We start from the raw sequence: 22,133 nt of genomic DNA on the forward strand, positions 1-22,133 counted from the left end.
ACCGCACTGACCGTGAACGTGAACATCACCGAAACCGGCGATGTCATCAGCGGCACACCACCTTCAACTGTCACCTTCAAAGCCAACGAATCCACCGCCACACTGACAGTAGCTACAGACGACGATGATATAAATGAAGTCGCCAGCGAAGTAACAGCGCAAATACAGACTGGAACAGGCTACACAGTAGGCACACCAGCCTCGGCAACTGTCACCGTCAATGACAACGACATGCCACAGGTGACAATCACAGCGAATACGACATCCATTACTGAAGGCATGAATGCCACCTTCACACTCACAGCGCATCCCAGACCGGCGACCGCACTGACCGTGAACGTGAACATCACCGAAACCGGCGATGTCATCAGCGGCATACCCCCATCAACTGTCACCTTCAGCGCCAGACAGACCACCGCCAGGCTAAAAGTAGCAACGGACGACGATGATGTGCGCGAATCAGATGGGACTGTAATGGCGCAGATAACGACAGGTGTGGGCTACACAGTAGGCATACCTTCCTCAGCGAGCATAAACGTCAACGACAACGACACGCCACCGAACTCACCAGCAACAGGTGCCCCAATAATCATCGGCAAATCCGAACTGGGTGAAACACTGACAACCGATGTTTCGAACATCCGGGATGCCAATGGTCTCACCAATGTGTCATACACCTATCAGTGGATCCGCGTAATCGGCAGTATGGAGACCGAGATCCCCGGAGCCACGGGTTCGACGTACGAAGTGGTAATAGCCGATAGTGGTTACCAGCTAAAAGTTCGGGTAAACTTCACCGACGATGTGGGCTATCCCGAAGAACTGGAAAGCGCATTAACAGAAATGATAGTCATACCGGGCGTGACGCCGGTAATAACAATCACAGCGGACCCCCCGAGTGTCACCGAAGGCGAGGCTGCGACATTCACAATCACAGCGACCCCTGCACCCACAATCACACTCACCGTGAACGTGAACGTCACTGAGACCGCCAAAACCCTCAGCGGCACACCACCTTCAACTGTCACCATCAGCGCTGGCCAGACCACCCTGACAGTCGCAACAGACGACGATAAAAAGGACGAACACGCCAGTGTCGTAACCGCGCAAGTGCGAGCCGGAATGGGCTATGTAGTGGGCACGCCATCCTCAGATAGAGTACTCGTCCTGGATGACGACCTGCCGCCAGCAATGGACGCAACCCTGAGCAACCTGACAATCAACCCCGGTATTATGAACCCGACATTCGCCCCGGCGACATTGTCCTACACCGCCCTAGTGCCCCACGATGCCTCATCAGTAACAGTTACAGTAACACCCAATAACCCGGACGCAACCGTATCCATCAACGGCCAGAACACCACCACATTGAACATACCATTTACCGGTGACACGATGGACGTCACAGTAACAGTAACAGCCGTGGATGGCGTCACCCAATTGACCTACACCATCACCGTCAACCGTGCGCCAGCGGGGCTCCCGCAGGTGACCATCACAGCGAATCCCACAACCGTCACCGAAGGCACGAATGCCACCTTCACAATCACAGCAAATCAGCCATCGGTAACCGATGTGAACGTGAACGTAAACGTAACAGAAACAGCCAAAATGCTCAGCGGCACACCGCCTTCAACAGTCACTATAAGCGCCGGCCACACCACCGCCACTCTCACAGTAGCAACAGAAGACGACGATGTAGATGAACACGCCAGTGTTGTAACCGCGCAAGTAAAAGTCGGAACAGGTTATACAATAGGCGATCCATCCTCGGCGAGCGTACTCGTGCTGGACGACGAAGTGGTATTATCGACCAACGCAAAGCTGAGCAGCCTGACAATCAACCCCGGCACACCGAATCCAGCATTCGATCCCGACACATACACCTACACTGCCACAGTGCCGTACGCGACCACAACAGTAACAGTAACAGCAATACCCAGTGACATAGACGCAACCGTAACCATCAATGGGCAGACCGCAACCTCATCAAACGTACCGTTTACCGGTGACACGATGGACATCACAGTAACAGTCACCGCCGAAGACAACACCACCCAAGTGACCTACACCATCACAGTCAACCGCGGTGCCCCATCGACAGACGCAACCCTGAGCGACCTGACAATCAATCCCGGCGAACTGAACCCGGCATTCGATCCGGCGACATTGGACTACACAGTCTCAGTGGAAAACGGAATCTCGACCATAACGATTACAGCAACAGCCAATCACCCGGGTGCAACCATAACCATCAACGGCCAGACCGCGACCACATTGGACGTATCACTTGTCGAAGGCGAAAACACCATCACAGTAATAGTCACAGCCGAAGACAACATCACGCAATTAACCTACACCATCACAGTCAACCGCGAAGCACCGGTCCCACAGGTGACCATCTCGACAAATATTACACCCGTCACCGAAGGCACGGATGCCACATTCACAATCACAGCAACCCCTGCGCCCACAACAGCGCTAACCGTGAACGTAAACGTGACAGAGACGAAAAATGTCATCAGCAGCACGCCGCCCTCGACTGTCACCATCAACGCCAACGAATCCACCGCTACTCTCACAGTCGCAACAGAAGACGATAACACAAATGAAAACGCGAGCGTCATAACCTCAGCATTACAGTCCGGAACAGGCTACACAGCAGGCACACCATCCTCGGCGAGCGTCACCGTAAACGACAACGACGCTGCCCCCAACAATCCAGCCACGGGTGCCCCAACAATCACTGGCACGCCCGAAGTAGGTGAAACACTGACAGCCGATGTCTCTAACATCCGGGATATCGACGGCCTCGAAAATGTCACCTATATCTACCAGTGGATCCGTCTGGTAGGCAGCGTAGAAACCGAAATCTCCGGAGCCACAGGTGTGACATACGAAGTCGCAACAGCCGACATTGGTTCCCGGATAAAAGTTCGGGTAAACTTCACCGATGATGCCGGCAACGCCGAAGAATTGGAAAGCGAATTGACCAGCGTCGTCGTTGCCCCCGTAGTGCCAGTCTTGGCAATCACAGCAAGTACCACACCCATCACCGAAGGCGCGGCTGCGACCTTTACAATCACAGTAACCCCTGCACCCGCAACAGCGCTAACCGTGAACGTGAATATAACCGAGACCGGCAACGTCATCAGCGGCACACCGCCCGCGACCATCACCATCAGCGCCAACCAGACCACCCTGACAGTCGCAACAGACGACGACAACGTAGATGAAGAAGCCAGCGCAATAACCACAGCACTACAAGCCGGAACGGGTTACACAGTGGGCGATCCATCCTCGGCGAGCGTCACCGTAAACGACAACGACATCCCCCCGAACTCGCCAGCCACAGGCGCCCCAACAATCAGCGGCACACCTCGAGTAGGTCAAACACTAACCGCGGACGTCTCGAACATCCAGGATGCCAATGGCCTCACCAATGTATCGTACACCTATCAGTGGATCCGTCTGGTAGGCAGCGTGGAAACCGAAATCATCGGCGCCACGGGTGTGACATACCAAATCACAATAACCGATGTTGACCGCCAGCTAAAAGTTCGAGTGAACTTCACCGACGACCTGGGCTATGCCGAAGAATTGGAAAGTGCATGGACAGCAGTTATTACACCAGAGGAACCCCGCGTGATAAAATTAGACGGATGGCTGGCGCGATTTGGGCGAACAGCATCAAATCACGTAATCGAAACCGTGCGCGAACGCGTGAGGGGGCATGTGGGCACCAACCATGTGGTAATCGGCGGATACAATCTGGATCAAATGAATTACAACGGACTATCCTACAATCCCGCATGGATGACGGGCGATTCCCCAATGAGATTTAGCATCGAGGCCGCGCAGAGTGATCACGACAAAGAGATATTGAAGCAAATCATATCCAGCACATCATTTGCCCTGTCTGGCACACTGGGACCATATAGCGAACCTCGATGGGCAGTGTGGGGCCGGGGCGCAACAACGCGCTTTAGTGGCACCGACGACGATCAGACAGTAGAAGGCGACGTAACATCGGTCATGCTGGGCATCGACTATGGAGATAACAGTTTCCAGGGCGGACTTGTCCTATCCTACTCCATGGGCGACGGCATACTGGGCACCATCGCCAATACCCGCGACGAATGGTCCGTAGAGACAACGCTGACAGGTATCTACCCCTGGGCGCGCCTCGCACTGACAAACCGATTCTCAGTATGGGGAATGCTGGGCTATGGAGGAGGCGACTTGCCCCTATCGCTCGAAGGCATCAAGCAATTAGAGACAGACGCAAACATGGTAATGGGAGCAATTGGTACCCGCACCGATTTAATCGGATCGACCTATCATGACGGATTCTCATTATCACTGGCGTCTGATATGATGCTATCGCGTGCGAATGCGGATGATCTGAGGGATTTGTTGGAGAACAAGGGCACTGCGAGCCGCGTACGCGTATTATTAGAAGGATCACACGTACTCTGGATCGCCGGGGGAACACTGCAACCATTAGCCGAATTGGGAATGCGGTATGATGGCGGCGATGCAGACACGGGCATGGGGATAGAAATTGGTGCCGGGATGCGCTATGTACTGTCCTCGCTGGGCCTGATGATTGAGGGTCGGGTACGCGGCCTCATAGCACACCAGGAAGGCAGTTATGAAGAATGGGGCGGCTCGGGCACAATCCGCCTGTCTCCAAACCCATCAGGCGAGGGACTATCGCTCAGGGTATCGCCAACATGGGGCGACGCATCTGGCAGCGCGCTTGCCCTGTGGTCAAGACCCGACATGAGCGACATTGCATCTGGTCGCAACTCGGAAGTCTATGCATCTAACCGCGTATCCACCGAAGTAGCTTATGGCGTGCCCTTAGGCGATAAATTAGTTGCAACGCCATTTGTCGGACTACAAAACAGGCACAAACGGATCGGCGTCGGCTTGCACAGAGATTCGTTATTCGGCCTTGCAGTCGAAGGCATGCAACACAATCGGGACCTTGCCTTGCGGATTCGCGCAGGCATGCACACGCAACACATCATCCTCCGCCTTGAAGGCAGCCTCGATACATATGGTCACCACGCCTATTTCAGGCTACACCACGATATGAAGTAAGATTTAATGACCCTCAAAACCCTGAACCACATCCTCTCCAAATTCCACAACCTCGCCATCCTCGTCATCGGCGACTACTTCCTCGACCGCTATCTCATCACCGACCCCGACCTCGCCGAAACATCCATCGAAACCGGCCTTGAAGCGCACCAGATAATCGCCATTCGCAACCAGCCCGGCGCAGCCGGCACCATCACCTCCAACCTCAGCGCCCTCGGCATCGGACGCGTCTATGCTCTGGGTATAATCGGTCGCGACGGTCAGGGCTATGACCTCAAACAGGGATTGCGCGCCACGGGTGTAGATATCACCCACCTCATCGAAGCCCCCGACCGCTTTACCCCAACTTATACCAAACCCCTGAACAAAAAAACAGGCGCTGAAATGGAACGCCTGGACATAAAAAATCGAACGCCTTTACCTCTCGACCTCGAAAATCAACTCATCAAAACCCTGCATCATCTCCTCCCCCTGGTAGATGGCGTCATAGCCCTCGACCAGGTACAGGAACCCAACTGCGGTGTACTCACAGATCGGGTCGTTGCCGAACTCGCCAAACTATCCAAAACCCATCCCAACACCGTCTGCTTCGCCGACTCCCGCACCCGCATCACCAACTTCAAAAATGTCATCCTCAAAGCCAACCGCGACGAAGCCATACACGCCATTGGAGAACGCGACCTCAACCAATGTGCCCGCATCTTTTCTCAGCGCACCGGCAAACCCGTCTTCATCACCCTTGGACCCGACGGCATTCTCATTGCCAACAACGAAAACCTCACGCATATTCCCGGTATAAAAGTTCCGCCCCCCATCGACATCGTGGGTGCAGGTGACAGCGTCTCGGCATCTGTGGTCTCCGCCCTTTGTGCTGGCGCATCACTATCCGACGCCGCCCAAATCGGCGTATTGGCCTCATCCATCACCATACAACAAATCGGCACAACCGGCACAGCCTCGCCCGAACAAATCGCAAAGCGATTTCGAGACACCCAAACGTCTTAAAGGAACCCCCATGTCCGACAAACCCAACTTCATCGTATTTATGAGCGACGATCAGGGACATCGCGACCTCTCTTGCATGGGCGCGACCGACTTCCAAACCCCCAACTTTGACCGCATCGCATCTCGGGGCGCCAAACTCACCCGGTGGTATTCCAATGCCCCCATCTGCTCCGCCGGACGCTGCGGCATACTCACCGGGCGCTATCCCATTGCCGCGGGCATCCCCGGCAACGTAGGTGTAACTGCCGACGGCATGTCGCCAGACCTGCCCACCATACCCAAAGCACTCAAAAAACTGGGCTATCAAACCTTCATGTCGGGCAAATGGCACCTGGGCAACCGCGAACCCTTCTTGCCGCACAACCACGGCTTTGACCACTGGTTTGGCTTCACCAACGGCTGTATTGACTACTACTCGCACATCTTCTACTGGGCACTATCTTCGAAAAACCAGGCGCGGCACGACCTCTGGGAAGACGGCCGAGAAGTGTATCGCAACGGCACCTACTTCGTCGATCTCATGCGCGACAAAGCCATTGAATACATCCAAAAAGCCAAAAACGACGGACGACCCTTCTTCATGTACATCCCCTTCAACACCCCGCACTATCCCCTGCACGCGCCAGAAGAATACATGGAACGCTATGCACATCTATCTCGCTCGCGACAACTCATGACCGCCATGCTCACCGTCATGGACGACGCCATCGGCAAAATCCTCGACGAACTTGAGCGACTGGACCTCTTTGACAACACCTGCATCTTCTTTCAACCCGACCACGGACCCTCGCGCGAACCGCGCAACTGGACCGACGGCACAGACCTCCCCTATCCCGGCGGCGACACAGGGGGCCTGCGTGGGCACAAAGGCACCCTCTGGGAAGGCGGCATCCGCGTCCCCACACTCATGAGCTGGCCCGCGCGCGTACAGGGCGGAAAAACCATCGACGAAATCGGCATCGGCATGGACATCTTCCCCACCATCCTCACCGCCGCAGGCGGCGACCCCGAACAATACAACCTCGACGGCACGGACATACTCCCAATGATCGCCGACAACGCCCCCTCACCGCACGGCGACCTCTTCTGGACACAAGGACCCAGAGGCAACACCCGTGTGATTCAAAGCGACCGCTACAAACTCCTCCTCGACCAAAACGAAATACACCTCGCCAACCTCAATACCGACCCCAACGAAACCACCAATATCGCGGGCGACGAACCCGACTTGACCAGCGACCTCCTCACCCGCCTCAACGAATGGCATGCTTCTGTAACCTAACCTCTCCCCCCCTTCACACTCCACACCGAACCCGACGTATAAGTATTGCGCTCAGAACACAAAAACTCAATTACCTCAGCCACCTCCTCCGGATCCGAATACCGCCCCATCGCCTGCCCCGGAGGATTGGCAATATACTCGGGCGAAAACCTCGGCACCACCATATCCGTCAACGCCCGCCCCGGCTCCACGCCATTGACAAACACACCCTGTTTGCAATACGCATTGCCCAGCGCACCGATAAATGAATACACAGCCCCCTTCGAAACCGAATACGGCACCTGATTCGGACTGCCATTGCGCGCACCCGAAGTAATCGTCACACAGCGCCCCCAACCCCCTGCGAGCATATGGGGAATTGCAGCCTGGTGAAAATGATAAACCCCGTACACATTGATACGCATCACCTTATCAAACTGCGCTACGGGCTGCTCAAAAAATGGCTTCTCCCATCCCAAAATACCGGCACAACACACCAGAATATCCAATCTCCCAAAACGCGCAACCGCCTGTGCCACACACGCCTGCACAGCAGCCTCATCCGTCACATCTGTCTCCACAAACATCGCACGCTGCCCCAATGCCTCAATCTTTTCAACCGTCTCCGTCCCCTCTCTTGCCAGAACATCGGCAATAACAACATCTCGCCCCTCCTCCGCAATCCGAACCGCCGTTGCCCCGCCAATCCCCCGCGCCCCACCCGTAACAAGCGCAACCCGCCGTTCCTTTTCCGCTGCAAAACGCAAATTCGACATCTCACCCTCCTCGTATTCTATTGCCCATTATCGTCTCATCGGTTAATATAATCCAAGTTGTGGCCAATTCCATACCTGAATACAAGGAGTAGAATATGAAAATCGACCAGGTCGAACACTTCCTGCTCGGCAACAGCTATGTCGTCCGCCTCACCACCGACACCGGCATCTCGGGCATTGGAACCTCTGCTTGCTGGGGCTATCCCGAAGCCATCCAATCCATCGCCAGAGTCTTCAAAGAATACCTCATCGGACAAAACCCCATGCGCATAGAACACCACTGGCAGCACCTCTACCGCATGGCACCCTTTCGCGGCACCGCACTCTGCGGCGCAGTCAGCGCAATGGACATCGCCCTGTACGACATCAAAGGCAAACACTTTCAAGTCCCGGTCTGGGAACTCCTCGGCGGCAACTGCCGCGACAAAATTCGCCTGCACCTGCTCGCGGGCGGACCCACACCCGAACAAATGTATAAAAACGCAAAAGCCGCCGTTGCCGAAGGCTTCACCGCCGTCAAATTCGATCCCATCACAGCCGGATACCAGAACCAGGCGCAATCTCGTATCATACAAAACGCCGTCGAAATCGTCGCCGCTGCCCGAGAAGGTGCCGGACCCGATGTAGATCTCATCGTAGAAGTCCACCGCAAACTCACCCCAATGGTCGCCGTAGCCCTGGGCGAAGCCCTCATCCCCTATCATCTCTACTTCATGGAAGACCCCATCCAGATAGACACCATCACCACCCAGGCAGAAATCGCCAAACGCATTCCCGTACCCTTGGGCAATGGCGAGCGCTTCACCTCAATATGGGAATTTCGCGAACTCCTCGAACACGGCGGACCCCAATACGTGCGCCCGGACATAGCGCTGGCAGGAGGCCTGACCCACTGCAAAAAAATCGCCGCCATTGCCGAATCCTATCACTGCGCGGTCGTCACCCACAACTTTCTCAGCCCCCTGGGCACAGCCGCATCCCTTCACCTCGACGCCAGCATCCCCAACTTCATCACTCAGGAATACTCCAAAAACGACGAAAGCGAACGCAACGCCGTGTACAAATGCGCGCACAAACGCGAAGGCGGCTATATCCCCCTCCCCGAAGCCCCCGGCCTTGGCGTTGAACTCGACGACGCCAAAATCCCCGACACGCCCTTTGCCCCCTTAACCAAAGTCAATACACCGAGACGAGAGGACGGATCAATCGCGTATGCGGTGTGAAACAAATTACAAAACCGCCATCCTCAATGCGGTATCAAACCCCGAAACCTTTCTCAGGCTTACCCTGAGCCATCCGCGTCGCGGCACAACCTGTAACAAAATCGCCGTCCGCATGGTCCAGATCAAAAACGCGCTCCACCTCCAGATCGCGCGATATAGCCGCACGCAAGACATCACGGAAAACATCCGACTGACCGACGCGAACGCCGCACTCGACGAACTACTCGCCCTACCCTTCACGCAAATCCATGTACAAACCAGCCGAGAAGACCTCCACATTCGCATTACAAAAAAAGGCCGCGCACTATTCAAACGCGCAAAACCCTCGCGTCCAAACATCAAACCCACTCTCTCGCACAACCGCGTTAAACACCATCCCCTATCCGACAACCGTCCCGACGCCTTTCTCCAGGGCCTCGGCATCATGGATCACAACGGGCGTGTGCGCGCATCCATGCGCGACAAATTCAAACAAATCAACGCCTTTCTCCACCACTTACAACCTATCATACCAGAAACAAATCGCCCCCTCACCCTCATAGACTGCGGTTGCGGCAACGCGTATCTCACATTTGCAGCGTATCACTACCTGAACAACATTCAGAATATCCCCGCGCGACTCATCGGCATTGACCACAACCCATCCCTCATCGCCAAATGTCGCACCCTCGCCCGTGACCTCGGCTGGACAGACCTCGCCTTTCACAATTCCAACATCGCCGACTTCACACCCCAAACACCGCCCGACATCGTCTTTAGCCTGCACGCCTGCGACACAGCAACCGACGACGCCATTGCCTGCGCCGTACAGTGGAACAGCCCCGTCATCCTCGCAGCCCCCTGCTGCCAGCACGAACTGCGCCCACAACTCGACGCATCTGTCTTCGCACCCGTAATGGCACATGGCATCCTCAAAGGGCGCACCGCCGACATCCTCACCGACGCCTGCCGCGCACAAATCCTGGGCATACTGGGCTATCGCACAGAACTCATAGAATTCATCGACTCCAAACACACGCCCAAAAACATCCTCATCCGCGCAAAAAAAACCGCCCGAACAAGTGATCCAGCCCTCGTTCAAGAGTATTGCACCATGCGCGACTTCTGGCACATCACCCCCAGCCTCGAGCGACTGCTCGCCCGCCAACTCGCGCCCCTCTTATCCTGATTTTCCAAATTGGAGAAACCTAATGAAACACCTTATTCTAATCTGCATCTTGAGCCTATTGTATCACCCTGCATTCGCACAAGATGGAAAAGCACTCTACATGACATACTGTGCACAGTGTCACGGACCCGACCTGAGAGGGGGCAATGCGCCGAGCATGGTCGATGGCATCTGGAAATACGGAGACGGACGCGGCTATCGCATCCGCAACATCAAAAACGGACTCACCGAACTGGGCATGCCCGGCTATGAAAAACAGCTCACAAATAGACAAATCGCGATGATCGTGGATTTTATCGAACAACAAGAAAAAGAAGTGGGCCAACCCAAACCCCCGCCACCCGACTTTGTACAAACACTCGACTACGACATAAATGTCGATATCTGGGTACAGGACCTGCAAATCCCCTGGGGAATCGACTTTATCGACCCACAAACAGCACTCATTACCGAACGTCCGGGCACGCTGCGAATGGTAAAAAACGGAAAACTCCTCAACCCCATTGCGGGAACACCCCAGGTCCTCCATGAGGGACAGGGCGGATTAATGGACGTAGCAATAGACCCCAATTATCCTGAAAACGGCTGGATCTACCTCGCCTACAGCCATGAACTCGCCCGCGTTGAAGGGCAGCGCCGATCCCCTGCAATGACCCGCATCGTACGCGGTCACATCAGGGACAACACCTATGTCAACCAACAAGTAATCTACGAAGCCCCGCATGAAACCTATCTCACCACCCGGCATCACTACGGCACTCGCATCGTATTCGACGCAAACGGGTACCTCTACTTTGCAATAGGAGACCGGGGCGTACAAAACCAGGCACAGGACTTGACCCGACCAAACGGCAAAGTCCACCGCATCCACACAGACGGACGCATCCCCAAAGACAATCCCTTTGTGAGCCAGGAGGGCGCTCTCAAAACCATCTATTCCTATGGCCATCGCAATCCCCAGGGCATGGCAGTCAATCCCGTCACCGGAAAAATATGGGACGGCGAACACGGACCAATGGGCGGCGACGAACTAAACGTTGTCGCCAGAGGAAAAAACTACGGATGGCCCGAAATCACCTACGGCCTCAACTACAACGGCACAATCGTATCCGACCGCACGCACCAACCCGAAATGGAACAACCAACCCTCTACTGGCGACCATCAATCGCCATCTGCGGCATCAATTTTTACCAGGGCAACATGTTCTCCAAATGGCAAAACAAATTGCTCGTCGCATCCTTAAAGTACGAAGATGTGCGGGTCCTCTCCGTTGACGGAGACCGCGTCCTGCACGAAGAAGTCATACTCAAAAACGCGGGACGGGTGCGCGAGGCTATATCCGGACCAGATGGCGCAGTGTACGTCGTCCTCAACCAGCCCGATGTGATCCTGCGCTTAACGCTAAGTGAAGAGAGATGACAGGAGGGGCAATTCAAACAAGGCTTCGCTGTAATTCAATTTTAACACCCATCTTTTCCGCTTCTTTTAACAAAAACGAAATGATATCAATGGGTTCAGACACAAGAGATTTGGCCACCAATTTCATCATTAAATCCGCCGTTCGGGTCTGTTGATTAACCCGATCCTGGCGCTCCCAATTATAGATTGACTGTCGGGTACAGCCAATCAACTGAGCAAAATCGGTCACCGAAAGCCCAAGCGACTCTCGAAGCGTTTTGATCTCCTCGCGGGTATAAAAAATCTCATCGTCTTCAAGGCGTTGATAAAACAAATCCTGCCATCGCTTCGTCTCCCTGGGGTCAAAGGCACGGGCATTACAAGTATCACACACGCCCACAATTGCATCTGGAACCACAAAGGGATAGGCTTTAACTTTGATCTTGTAATTCTGAAACCGCACAGGCTCAATAGTTCCCTTGCCACATTCAGGACAGGGAACACCAAACATTCTATCATCCATTTTTTTATCCTTCCTTTACTCGGCCTGGTGGGCAGTAATAAAAAAATAAAAACGCCCTGTGTAACTTCTCACCACTTTTCCAGCGGTGTAGAATAGATGTCCATGTGTATCGCGTCCAATGATCACATATTTCATCCCATCCACTGCCTGTTTCAGTTCGTCTCGCTCCCGTTTATAGACCCGCGTTGCCGTAAAGATGCAATGTTCGAGGTCTGCTTCTGAAAAATAACCTTCTTCTATGAGGTCTTCAACTTTAGACGAAATCAAGTATTGTTTTCTTGCAATGAGTTTTTTAATATCATTGAGGGTCATTCTCTCCCCTTCTATTTCTTGCCAAACTATAATATATGTAAAAATATGGACTTTTAAAAAGTAAAATTTTATACATCATGGCACTCGCGCAACCCGTAAACAACACCGAAGCCTTGCCCAATCGCGACCGCGTAACCGCGCGTTGCGTCCTGCTGGGATTGGGACTCGTCATAAGCGTAAACACCTGGCCCATCTACGGGTTATATGTAATCCACATCAACCAGATGGTATTCAGCTACATGGCGATGGCACTCATGATCCCATTTGTAGTGCTATCCCTGGGGCTGAACGTACTCCTGCGGAAATTCTGGCCCCGCGCCGCGTTTTCCCCCCTCGAAATGGCCATCGTCTTCTCCATGGGACTGGTGGGCGCATTATTTCCCCTCATGAACTTCACCGGCCTGATCATGGGGCATCTCGCAACCCCCTATTATTTTGCATCCGCGCAAAACCGGTGGTCCGAATTTCTCCATCCCCACTTGCCGCACTGGTTATTCCCCACAGATGAAAACGGCGCCATGCGCCTCTTCTTCGAAGGTCTGCCGCCCGGCCATGCAATCCCCTATGAAGTCTGGATCGTACCCCTATTCTGGTGGTTTGCATTTGCGGGCGCAATCATCTGGACCTGCTTGTGCATCGCCGTAATTTTGCGACGACAGTGGTCCGAACACGAAAAACTGCCCTTTCCCGCGGCACAGGTCGCGCTGGAACTCGTAAGAGAAGAAAGCAAAAAAATATGGCCACCCCTCGTAGGACGCCCGGCATTCTGGATCGGCATGGCAATTCCACTCACCGTAATATGCTGGAATATCTTGTCGTATTTCATGCCCGACTTCCCCAAAATACCAATCACCCGAGCAGGCGACGGCGTCACATTCTTGCACATCAGCCGATATATTCCAGATCGGTACTTCTATATCGGAATACAATTCTTCATCGCGGGATTTGCCTACTGGACCAGCCTGGAAGTACTATTCTCAATCTGGTTTTTTTACTTACTCGTCGTAGCCGAAGTCTATACCTTTAACCGCATCGGATACACCATTGGAACACCCGGCTTGTGGTCCTCAACACACGCGGCCAATGCGTGGCAGGCATTTGGCGCACTCGCCTGTATGCTGTGCCTGGGATTGTGGATGGGACGCGAACACCTCAAAGGCGTATGGCACGCCATCAGAGGACGAAAAAAATCGGACGACGCCGAAGAACTCATGTCCTACCGCACAGCCGGCATAGGTGGCCTGGCCGGATTGTTATTCATCATCGGATGGCTACACACCGCGGGCATGGCCTGGTATGTGATCATCCCCTTCTTAATCGGCATGGGCATATTATACGTCGGCATAGCCCGCGTCATTGCCGAAAGCGGACTGGTGTATTTGCGCGGCTCCATGATGCCCCCAACCTTCGCCCTCTACACCCTCGGCTCGGCGAATATCCCGGCGGCGAGCATGGCAAATTTCGCGTTCTCTTTCGCGTACTTTACAGACGCCAAAAGCCTCGCCATGGCCAGCATGGCGCATTGCTCGTGGATCACAGCAGCCATAAAAGGACGCAAACGCATGGTCGCAATAGCCCTCGTATTAGCAGGTATTACAGCCGCCATCTCATCAGTCGCATTCACACTGTACCTGGGCTATGAAACCGGCGCGTATAACTTTAGAGCATTTGAATTTCGCACACACCCGCGAATCTTCGATTACTGGATCCGACAGATGCAAACCTTTAACCCACCCGACTGGAAGCGAATAGGCTTTTTCGGCTTTGGCGCGGCCGGAATGGCGCTATTGACATTCTTGCGGTATCGCGTATCCTGGTGGCCCTTGCACCCGGTTGGATTCGCCATCATGGAAACCCAGGCCGTGCGGGGAACGATCTTCACCATCTTTCTCGTATGGCTGTGCAAATTGCTCATCTTGCAAATCGGCGGCATCGCCCTGTACCGCAAAGGCCAGCCCTTATTTCTCGGTATCCTCGTCGGATTCATCCTCGGCGTGGCAATCTCGGCAACGGTAGATACAATCTGGTTTCCCGGCAGCGGACACTCGGTTCACCATTGGTAAAATGAAATGAAAGACCCCAATACTCACAAACCCTCATCCCTCGCCCAGGCCTATCGCAGCGTCGGCCCCTATTTAATCCTGGGCATTCAACTCATCGTCACAATATTGGCATGTGTATTTGCGGGACATTGGGCAGATGGCAAATTTGACACCGCGCCCCTGTGGACCTTAATCGGCGGTCTGATAGGCATTGCCGCGGGCTTTTACCACTTCTTCAAAGCCGTCTTAAAAATAGACCGCAAATCGGAGGAAGATACGTGAGGTCTTTTGTCAAACAAATTGCCGTCGTCTTATTGGTCGCGTGGGGCCTGGGAGGATACCCGCTCTACCTGTGGCAGGGAACAGATATACTCATTGCCGCAGGCGTTGGTTGTGCAATCTGCACGCTAAATGCACTCGCCGGTGCCTATCTCGCATTGTGGGGCATGCGCCGGGATAACCGCACATTTATGACCGTCGTATTCGGCGGAATGGGGATTCGCCTAATTATTGTACTGATTTTCTTTTTTGTCGCACTAAAATTAGTTAAACTTCACGTTTTTAGCTTGACTCTTTCACTATTTTTATTTTATGTAGTATTTCAGATTTTAGAGATTCGGTTCTTCGTCGGGCGCCCGTCCGACAAAGCCAATAATTCAGGAGTCTGACGGATGGCAGCACAGGCAGAGGAGCAAAGCAGCGGCAGTTTCATCCTCGAGCATATCACAGACCATCACGAGCTACATCTCGGTCCACTCCATATCCCCTTACCCCATATTGAGCTTTTTGGCGTCGATATGTCAATCACTGGCCATCTGGTCATGATGTGGATCGCCTCTCTATTACTCATTCTCACCCTCATTATTTCCACAAAACGACGCGGACGCATACCATCGGGCTTGGTCAATTCGATTGAAGCCATCGCCATATTTATCCGCGACGACGTCGCCGTGCCCAACCTGGGAGAGCGGGACGGGCCGAAATACATGCCGTTTTTAATGACGGTCTTTTTCTTTATCCTCTTCTGCAATCTATTGGGATTAATACCCTTTGGACAAACCGCAACCGGCAATATCAATGTAACAGCCACGCTGGCGGGCATCTCGTTTGCAATGATGCTCGGAGCCGGGATCAAACACAACGGCCTGTTCGGCTTTTTCAAAGGCTTGATCCCCCCCAATTTGCCAATTGCACTGTTGCCGCTCATGATCCCGCTGGAATTTCTGGGCCTCTTGACCAAACCATTTGCACTGTGCATTCGTCTCTTTGCCAATATGCTGGCCGGTCACGTCGTAATATTGTCTCTGATCGGCATCATTTTTATTCTCGGTTATTTTGTCGCCCCCATTGCCATTGCTTTTGCATTGGCAATGTACATGTTGGAAATTTTCATAGGTTTTCTTCAAGCTTATGTATTCACGCTCCTGACCGCCCTGTTTGTGGGCCTGTGTATTCATCAGGAGCATTGATTGTATCAACTCACAAGGAGGAGTACTGTGGAAGGTCTTGGCGCTGAAGCTTACGGTTATCTGTCCGCTGGTATTGGTGCTGGGTTGGCCGCACTGGGTGCTGGCGTGGGCATCGGTCAAATCGGTCGAGGTGCAGTAGAAGGCATCTCTCGTCAACCCGAAGCCATTGGCGATATTCGGTCAACGATGATTATTGCTGCGGCACTGGTCGAAGGTGTGGCATTGTTCGGCGTGGTCATCTGCGTATTGTTGGTGTTTAAGTAAAATAAACCGCGCGAACCAAACGCGGTGAAAGAGAGACATAACAATGGATTTGTTGAGTCCAAACCCCGGCTTGATCATCTGGACGCTCATCACATTTGTGCTCGTATTGCTCGTCTTGAAAAAATTTGTTTGGGGACCGTTATTATCGGCACTCGACCAGCGAGAAACGCGCATCCGCGAAGCACTCGAGCAAGCCGATAAAGCGCGTGCCGAAGCTGAAAGGTCCGCCGAAGAGAACAAACAGGCACTCGTACAGGCGCAGGCAGAAGCTCAGGCTGCAATTAACAAAGCGCGCGAAGACGCCGAACAAGTCGCTCGAGACGTGCAAGAACGCGCCGAAGCCGACGCCCAACAGCTTCTCGAACAGGCGCGTCGCACCATACAACAAGAGCGCAATCAGGCCCTCCAGACATTGCGTCAACAAACAGCCGAACTGGCGATTCTCGCTGCCGGGCAATTGCTGGAGGAAAATTTGGACGATGAGCACAACAAAAAAATCGTAGATGATTTCATCAACCGCATGCCAGAACATTCCTGAGTTCGGAGTTTTTTGTGAGCCAATCAGCCGTTTCCATCCGATACACCAGCGCACTGATCGATGCCGCGCAAGAAAGCGGGATATTGGATCGGGTTGAAGCCGATGTACAGGCATTATTGGACTTATTACACGCCTCGGAAGACCTGCGGGAATTTGTCGCAGACCCGATGATGCGATCCGAACAAAAGCGCGCGGTATTGAACAATCTGCTCGCCGGAAAAATCGAGGACGTAACCCTCAGATTTTTGCTGCTGCTCTGCGACAATCGCCGCGAGCGCGTACTGCCCGAGATATTGTCGGATTTCCTATCCGTATTGGAAGACCGGCGCGGTCAGGCCACAGCGCAGGTGACGGTCGCTGCGCCCCTGTCCTCTGAACAGGAAACGCAATTAATTGCAAAACTCTCGACCTATTCTGGCAAGCAGGTGCGATTGGAAACCACAATAGACGAACAATTAAAGGCCGGGTTTGTGGTGCGGCTCGGCGACCGTGTATTTGATGGCACGCTGGCCACGCAACTCAACCGGTTGCGACAGCGCCTCGTGTCTGATTAAAAGTAAGGCAGGCAAAACATGGCGACGAATTTGCAGATTCGCCCCGACGAAATTTCGGCACTGCTCAAACAGCAAATCCTGGATTCCAGGACTGAAATAGATGTCTATGAAAGCGGCACCGTCCAGCAGGTGGGCGATGGTGTGGCCCGCGTGCAGGGACTGGGCAATGTGCAGACCAGTGAACTGGTCGAATTTCCCAATGGCATTATGGGGATGGCGCTCAACCTCGAAGAAGACAACGTGGGCTGTGTGTTATTTGGCGATGACACATTGATCCGCGAAGGCGACGAGGCCAAACGCACCGGACGCATTGCCGAAGTGCCCGTGGGCGAAGCCCTCCTCGGTCGCGTGGTAAATCCACTCGGCATGCCAATAGACGGCAAAGGCCCAATCAACCCCGAAGCAACCCTTCCCATTGAACGCAAGGCACCCGGCGTCATTGAGCGACAGCCCGTAACCGAAGCCCTGATGACCGGATTAAAAGTAATCGACTCAACCGTGCCAATCGGGCGGGGGCAGCGAGAACTGATCATCGGCGACCGGCAAACGGGCAAAACGGCGATTGGCGTCGATACCATCATCAACCAGAAAGACAGCGACGTAAAGTGCATCTATGTCGCCATTGGGCAAAAAGCCTCTACAGTGGCCAAAGTCGTGGCCGAACTGGAAGCCAATGGCGCAATGGAATACACCATTGTCGTATCGGCCACAGCCAGCGAACCCGCCCCACTTCAATTCCTATCCCCCTATTCGGGCTGCTCAATGGGCGAGTATTTCCGCGACAAGGGCGAACACGCGCTGATTATTTACGACGATTTATCCAAACAGGCGTGGGCTTACCGCGAGATGTCCCTGGTATTGCGCCGCCCGCCGGGCCGCGAAGCCTATCCCGGCGACGTATTTTATTTGCATTCGCGCCTGCTCGAGCGCGCCGCCAAAATGAGCGACGAACAGGGCGCAGGTTCGCTCACCGCATTGCCCGTCATTGAAATTCTGGAAGGCGATGTCTCCACCTTTGTGCCCACCAATGTAATATCGATTACTGATGGACAGATCCTGCTCAAACCCGAATTGTTCTACGCGGGTATCCGCCCCGCCATGGACGTGGGCGCATCCGTATCGCGCGTGGGTAGTTCGGCACAAACGAGCGCGATGAAAGCCGTTGCCAGAACCATTAAAGCCGACATCTCGCGCTACAACGAAGTCAAAGCCTTTGCGATGTTCGGCACAGAAGGCCTGGATGCCTCAACTCAGAACTTGCTGAACCACGGCGAAAAACTAATCGAAATCCTCAAGCAAGATCAGTATTCTCCAATGTCGCTGGAAGAACTCACCGTGGCGCTCTTTGCCGCCAATTTGGTCGATGATTTGCCCACCGAAGACGTGCGGCGCTTTGAGCGAGAATTGCTGGCGCATATCGGCCACAGTGAGTTGATGGAAGAAATCCGCGAAAGCGAAGATTTGAGCGACGAAAATGTCGAAAAACTCACAGAAATAATTGAGAACTTCAAACGCGGCTTCCGCGTATCGGTATAAGAGAACAAAGGACCGGATGTGGCAACCTTAAGACAACTGAGAACGCGCGTTGCAAGCATCACAAATATCCAGAGCGTAACCAATGCCATGCAACTCGTGGCTGCGGCTCGCATGCGACGGGCACAAGAAGCCATTGCGGCTGCGCGGCCCTATGCACAGCAACTGGACCGCGTTTTACAGCGACTCAGCAGCATGGAATCGCTCTCACATCCGCTGATGACAGAACGCGCGATCGACCGCACAGCACTCATTGTGTTGACCTCTGACCGCGGTTTGTGCGGCAGTTTTAACACCAACTCCTGCCGCCACGCATTCAATGACATGTCCCCCGATGATGGCATAATCGCAGTGGGGCGCAAAGGACGCAGTTTTTTCAGAAATCGCAATTGCGAGATACTCAACGACTATGAAGATGTGTTTCGCGACCTGTCCTTTGCCTCGGCTATAACAATCGCCGAAGACGCGGTAAACCGGTTTTTATCGGGTAAAGTCGATCGCGTAATGCTCATTTACAATGCCTTTGTCTCAGTCGCACAACAACAGCCCGTCTCAGAACAATTATTGCCCATTGCACCCAGCGAAGGCGAAGCAGCAGGTGTCTATTTATTTGAACCATCGCCGGAAGTGTTGTTGGAGACACTGGTCCCGCGTCATGTAAATTTTCAGGTGTGGCGTGCCCTGTTGGAATCCAATGCCGGTGAGCAAGCCGCGCGGATGCGCGCAATGGACAATGCGACCAAAAACGCAGGTGACGTAATCGAAGAACTAACCCGCGAAATGAACAAAGAACGTCAGTCATCAATTACGCTGGAACTGATGGATATTATCGGCGGCGCCGAAGCCGTTGCCCAGTAGTGGAGAGGCCAATTATGAACCAGGGTATGATCAAAGAAATCGTGGGCGTTGTCATTGATGTGGCATTTGAAGGCGACCTGCCCCCCATATACAATGCGTTAGAAGTCGAAGGCACGGACCCCCGTCTGGTGCTCGAAGTGCAGCAACACCTGGGAGAAAATATGGTGCGCTGTGTTGCAATGGATTCCACAGACGGACTGGTGCGCGGCACCGCAGTAGTGGATACAGGTGGACCTATCACAGTGCCCGTAGGCGAAAATGTTTTGGGCCGCTTGTTCAATGTGATTGGCGACCCCATCGACGGCAAGGGCCCGGTGCCCAATGACACGCCGCGACTGCCCCTGCACCGCGATCCCCCCGAACACGAAGAGCAAGTGACATCCGATCAAATGCTCGAAACAGGCATCAAAGTGATGGACCTGATCTGCCCATTTGCCCGCGGCGGTAAACTGGGATTATTCGGTGGCGCGGGCGTGGGTAAAACCGTGGTCTTAAAAGAACTCATCAACAACGTGGCTTCGGGACACGGCGGATACTCCGTATTTGCTGGCGTGGGCGAGCGCACGCGCGAAGGCAATGACCTGATGCTCGAAATGATCGAAGCCGACGTAATCGACAAAACCGCCATGGTCTTCGGCCAAATGAACGAACCGCCCGGCGCACGCCAGCGCGTGGCACTGACCGGATTGACAATGGCAGAGAATTTCCGCGATGAACACGGCCAGGACGTATTGCTATTCATCGACAACATCTTCCGCTTTATTCTCGCCGGCGCAGAAGTATCCGCACTATTGGGCCGCATGCCATCGGCCGTGGGCTATCAGCCGACCCTGGCAACCGAAATGGGCGGCTTGCAGGAGCGCATCACCACCACGCAAACGGGATCTATAACATCTGTCCAGGCCATCTATGTACCCGCCGACGACTACACCGACCCCGGCGTGGTCACGGCATTTTCCCACCTCGACGGACGCATCGTACTCGACCGCGCCCTCGCCGACCAGGTACTGTATCCCGCAGTAGATCCGCTGGCATCTTCATCGCGCATCCTCGACCCCCGCATAGTGGGCGACGAACACTACGATGTGGCACAACAGGTACAGCAGATCCTGCAGCGATACCGCGACCTGCGCGAAATCATCGCCATTCTGGGCATCGACGAATTATCAGACGAAGACCGCATCGTCGTAGCACGCGCGCGACGCATCCAGCTATTCCTCACACAGCCCTTTACAGTGGGCGAAGTATTCACCGGCGTACCCGGAGAATACGTGAACATAGAAGACACTGTGCGCGGTTTTAAAGAACTCGTCGAAGGCGTACACGACGACCTGCCCGAACAGGCATTTTACATGATCGGACCAATTGAGCAAGCAGTAGAAAAAGCAAAAACGCTTTAACAAAAATGGCCACTTTTCAATTAGACATCGTAACACCCGAAAAAACCGTGTACTCCGGTGAAATTGAGCATTTTCAAGCACCGGGCCTTGACGGCAGCTTTGGCGTACTGGCGCGTCACCAACCCCTGCTGGCCGCACTTGGCATTGGTCGGGTCGGCTTCCGAGAAGCAGACGGCACCGAGCGCACCCTCGCCATCAGCGGTGGATTCGCCAATGTATCGGGTGACGGAGCAACCATCCTGGCAGAAGCAGCCGAATTTGGCGATGAGATCGACATAGAACGCGCGCGCGCTGCGCGAGATCGGGCACAAGAGCGACTGGACAATCGCACGCCAGACGTAGATGTGGAACGCGCACAAAATGCACTGGCACGGTCGTTTATGCGGCTGCGCGTGTCAGGCGTTGAGTAATATCTTCAGAAATAGGAATGAAAAAGCACGCTCTGTTTAGAGCGTGCTTTTTTTTAACAGGATGACTATTTTTATTTTTATATAAATACCAAACCTGTGTATTCACGACGATTGAAAGGAAAAAAATTAAACATGCCTGATATTGCGCGACACGTACTCGTAACAGGTGCTGCGGGATTTATTGGATTTCATCTCTCCAGGCGACTGCTCGAAATGGGGCATTCGGTGGTCGGATTGGACAACGTGAACGACTATTACAACACCCAGCTCAAAGAAGACCGCCTATCCA

General features: G+C 53.9%; 21 protein-coding genes. 18 read left to right on the top strand and 3 right to left on the bottom strand.

The features are described from left to right. Positions 1-18 precede the first annotated feature (18 nt). Genes OXG87_02590 through OXG87_02600 form a run of 3 tightly spaced genes read left to right on the top strand, consistent with a single transcriptional unit; the run spans position 19 to position 7,396 of the window. Complete coding sequence (locus tag OXG87_02590) at positions 19-5,109, top strand: cadherin-like beta sandwich domain-containing protein (protein ID MCY3868416.1); 5,091 nt, start codon at positions 19-21, stop codon at positions 5,107-5,109. A 6-nt stretch (positions 5,110-5,115) separates the two neighbouring features. Further along, positions 5,116-6,114: a PfkB family carbohydrate kinase gene (locus OXG87_02595; protein MCY3868417.1), complete on the top strand. Its 999-nt coding sequence runs from the start codon at positions 5,116-5,118 to the stop codon at positions 6,112-6,114. A 10-nt stretch (positions 6,115-6,124) separates the two neighbouring features. After that, entirely contained in the window at positions 6,125-7,396 is a 1,272-nt protein-coding gene (locus OXG87_02600) for a sulfatase-like hydrolase/transferase (protein ID MCY3868418.1), read from the top strand. Here the strand turns inward: OXG87_02600 and OXG87_02605 are convergent. Next, positions 7,393-8,151, bottom strand: coding sequence for an SDR family NAD(P)-dependent oxidoreductase (locus tag OXG87_02605; protein MCY3868419.1), 759 nt, complete (start codon positions 8,149-8,151; stop codon positions 7,393-7,395). The genes OXG87_02600 and OXG87_02605 overlap by 4 nt on opposite strands. A gap of 95 nt (positions 8,152-8,246) precedes the next feature. Between OXG87_02605 and OXG87_02610 the strand changes: the two genes are divergently transcribed. From OXG87_02610 to OXG87_02620, 3 genes are read left to right on the top strand one after another with little or no spacing between them, the layout of a single operon-like run. Next, complete coding sequence (locus OXG87_02610) at positions 8,247-9,374, top strand: mandelate racemase/muconate lactonizing enzyme family protein (GenBank protein MCY3868420.1); 1,128 nt, start codon at positions 8,247-8,249, stop codon at positions 9,372-9,374. Beyond that, complete coding sequence (locus tag OXG87_02615; GenBank protein MCY3868421.1) at positions 9,364-10,542, top strand: SAM-dependent methyltransferase; 1,179 nt, start codon at positions 9,364-9,366, stop codon at positions 10,540-10,542. Before OXG87_02610 ends, OXG87_02615 begins: the two co-directional genes overlap by 11 nt. Before the next feature lie 22 nt (positions 10,543-10,564). Then, positions 10,565-11,962, top strand: coding sequence for a PQQ-dependent sugar dehydrogenase (locus tag OXG87_02620; GenBank protein ID MCY3868422.1), 1,398 nt, complete (start codon positions 10,565-10,567; stop codon positions 11,960-11,962). A 13-nt stretch (positions 11,963-11,975) separates the two neighbouring features. On the opposite strand, the gene OXG87_02625 is transcribed toward OXG87_02620, so the two are convergent. Next, entirely contained in the window at positions 11,976-12,464 is a 489-nt protein-coding gene (locus OXG87_02625) for a helix-turn-helix domain-containing protein (protein MCY3868423.1), read from the bottom strand. A 15-nt stretch (positions 12,465-12,479) separates the two neighbouring features. Continuing rightward, positions 12,480-12,776 carry a hypothetical protein gene (locus OXG87_02630; protein ID MCY3868424.1) on the bottom strand — a complete coding sequence of 99 codons (297 nt, stop codon included), beginning with the start codon at positions 12,774-12,776 and terminating at the stop codon, positions 12,480-12,482. Positions 12,777-12,853: 77 nt separating this feature from the next. Here OXG87_02630 and OXG87_02635 point away from each other — a divergent pair, with 77 nt between their 5' ends. The 12 genes from OXG87_02635 to OXG87_02690 all read left to right on the top strand — a co-directional run. Further along, positions 12,854-14,839: a hypothetical protein gene (locus tag OXG87_02635; GenBank protein ID MCY3868425.1), complete on the top strand. Its 1,986-nt coding sequence runs from the start codon at positions 12,854-12,856 to the stop codon at positions 14,837-14,839. 6 nt (positions 14,840-14,845) lie between these two features. Further along, entirely contained in the window at positions 14,846-15,100 is a 255-nt protein-coding gene (locus OXG87_02640) for an AtpZ/AtpI family protein (protein ID MCY3868426.1), read from the top strand. Continuing rightward, positions 15,097-15,486: an ATP synthase subunit I gene (locus OXG87_02645; GenBank protein MCY3868427.1), complete on the top strand. Its 390-nt coding sequence runs from the start codon at positions 15,097-15,099 to the stop codon at positions 15,484-15,486. The genes OXG87_02640 and OXG87_02645 overlap by 4 nt, the downstream gene beginning before the upstream one ends. A 3-nt stretch (positions 15,487-15,489) precedes the next feature. After that, positions 15,490-16,287, top strand: a complete 798-nt coding sequence (gene atpB / locus OXG87_02650) for a F0F1 ATP synthase subunit A (GenBank protein ID MCY3868428.1) — start codon at positions 15,490-15,492, stop codon at positions 16,285-16,287. 27 nt (positions 16,288-16,314) lie between these two features. Then, complete coding sequence (atpE, locus tag OXG87_02655; GenBank protein MCY3868429.1) at positions 16,315-16,551, top strand: ATP synthase F0 subunit C; 237 nt, start codon at positions 16,315-16,317, stop codon at positions 16,549-16,551. Between the two features lie 43 nt (positions 16,552-16,594). Then, complete coding sequence (atpF, locus tag OXG87_02660) at positions 16,595-17,089, top strand: F0F1 ATP synthase subunit B (GenBank protein MCY3868430.1); 495 nt, start codon at positions 16,595-16,597, stop codon at positions 17,087-17,089. 14 nt (positions 17,090-17,103) lie between these two features. Beyond that, positions 17,104-17,643 carry an ATP synthase F1 subunit delta gene (gene atpH / locus OXG87_02665; GenBank protein MCY3868431.1) on the top strand — a complete coding sequence of 180 codons (540 nt, stop codon included), beginning with the start codon at positions 17,104-17,106 and terminating at the stop codon, positions 17,641-17,643. Between the two features lie 18 nt (positions 17,644-17,661). After that, positions 17,662-19,179, top strand: a complete 1,518-nt coding sequence (gene atpA / locus OXG87_02670) for a F0F1 ATP synthase subunit alpha (GenBank protein ID MCY3868432.1) — start codon at positions 17,662-17,664, stop codon at positions 19,177-19,179. A gap of 18 nt (positions 19,180-19,197) precedes the next feature. Then, positions 19,198-20,034, top strand: a complete 837-nt coding sequence (gene atpG / locus OXG87_02675; GenBank protein MCY3868433.1) for an ATP synthase F1 subunit gamma — start codon at positions 19,198-19,200, stop codon at positions 20,032-20,034. A gap of 14 nt (positions 20,035-20,048) precedes the next feature. Beyond that, on the top strand, positions 20,049-21,434 hold the full coding sequence (gene atpD, locus OXG87_02680; GenBank protein MCY3868434.1) for a F0F1 ATP synthase subunit beta: 1,386 nt from the start codon (positions 20,049-20,051) through the stop codon (positions 21,432-21,434). A 5-nt stretch (positions 21,435-21,439) separates the two neighbouring features. Then, entirely contained in the window at positions 21,440-21,844 is a 405-nt protein-coding gene (locus OXG87_02685) for a F0F1 ATP synthase subunit epsilon (GenBank protein MCY3868435.1), read from the top strand. Positions 21,845-21,976: 132 nt separating this feature from the next. After that, a partial coding sequence (locus OXG87_02690) for an NAD-dependent epimerase/dehydratase family protein (protein ID MCY3868436.1) occupies positions 21,977-22,133 on the top strand: 157 nt, incomplete at its 3' end.

The sequence above is a fragment of the Gemmatimonadota bacterium genome, from assembly GCA_026706845.1.
Taxonomy (GTDB): domain Bacteria; phylum Latescibacterota; class UBA2968; order UBA2968; family UBA2968; genus VXRD01.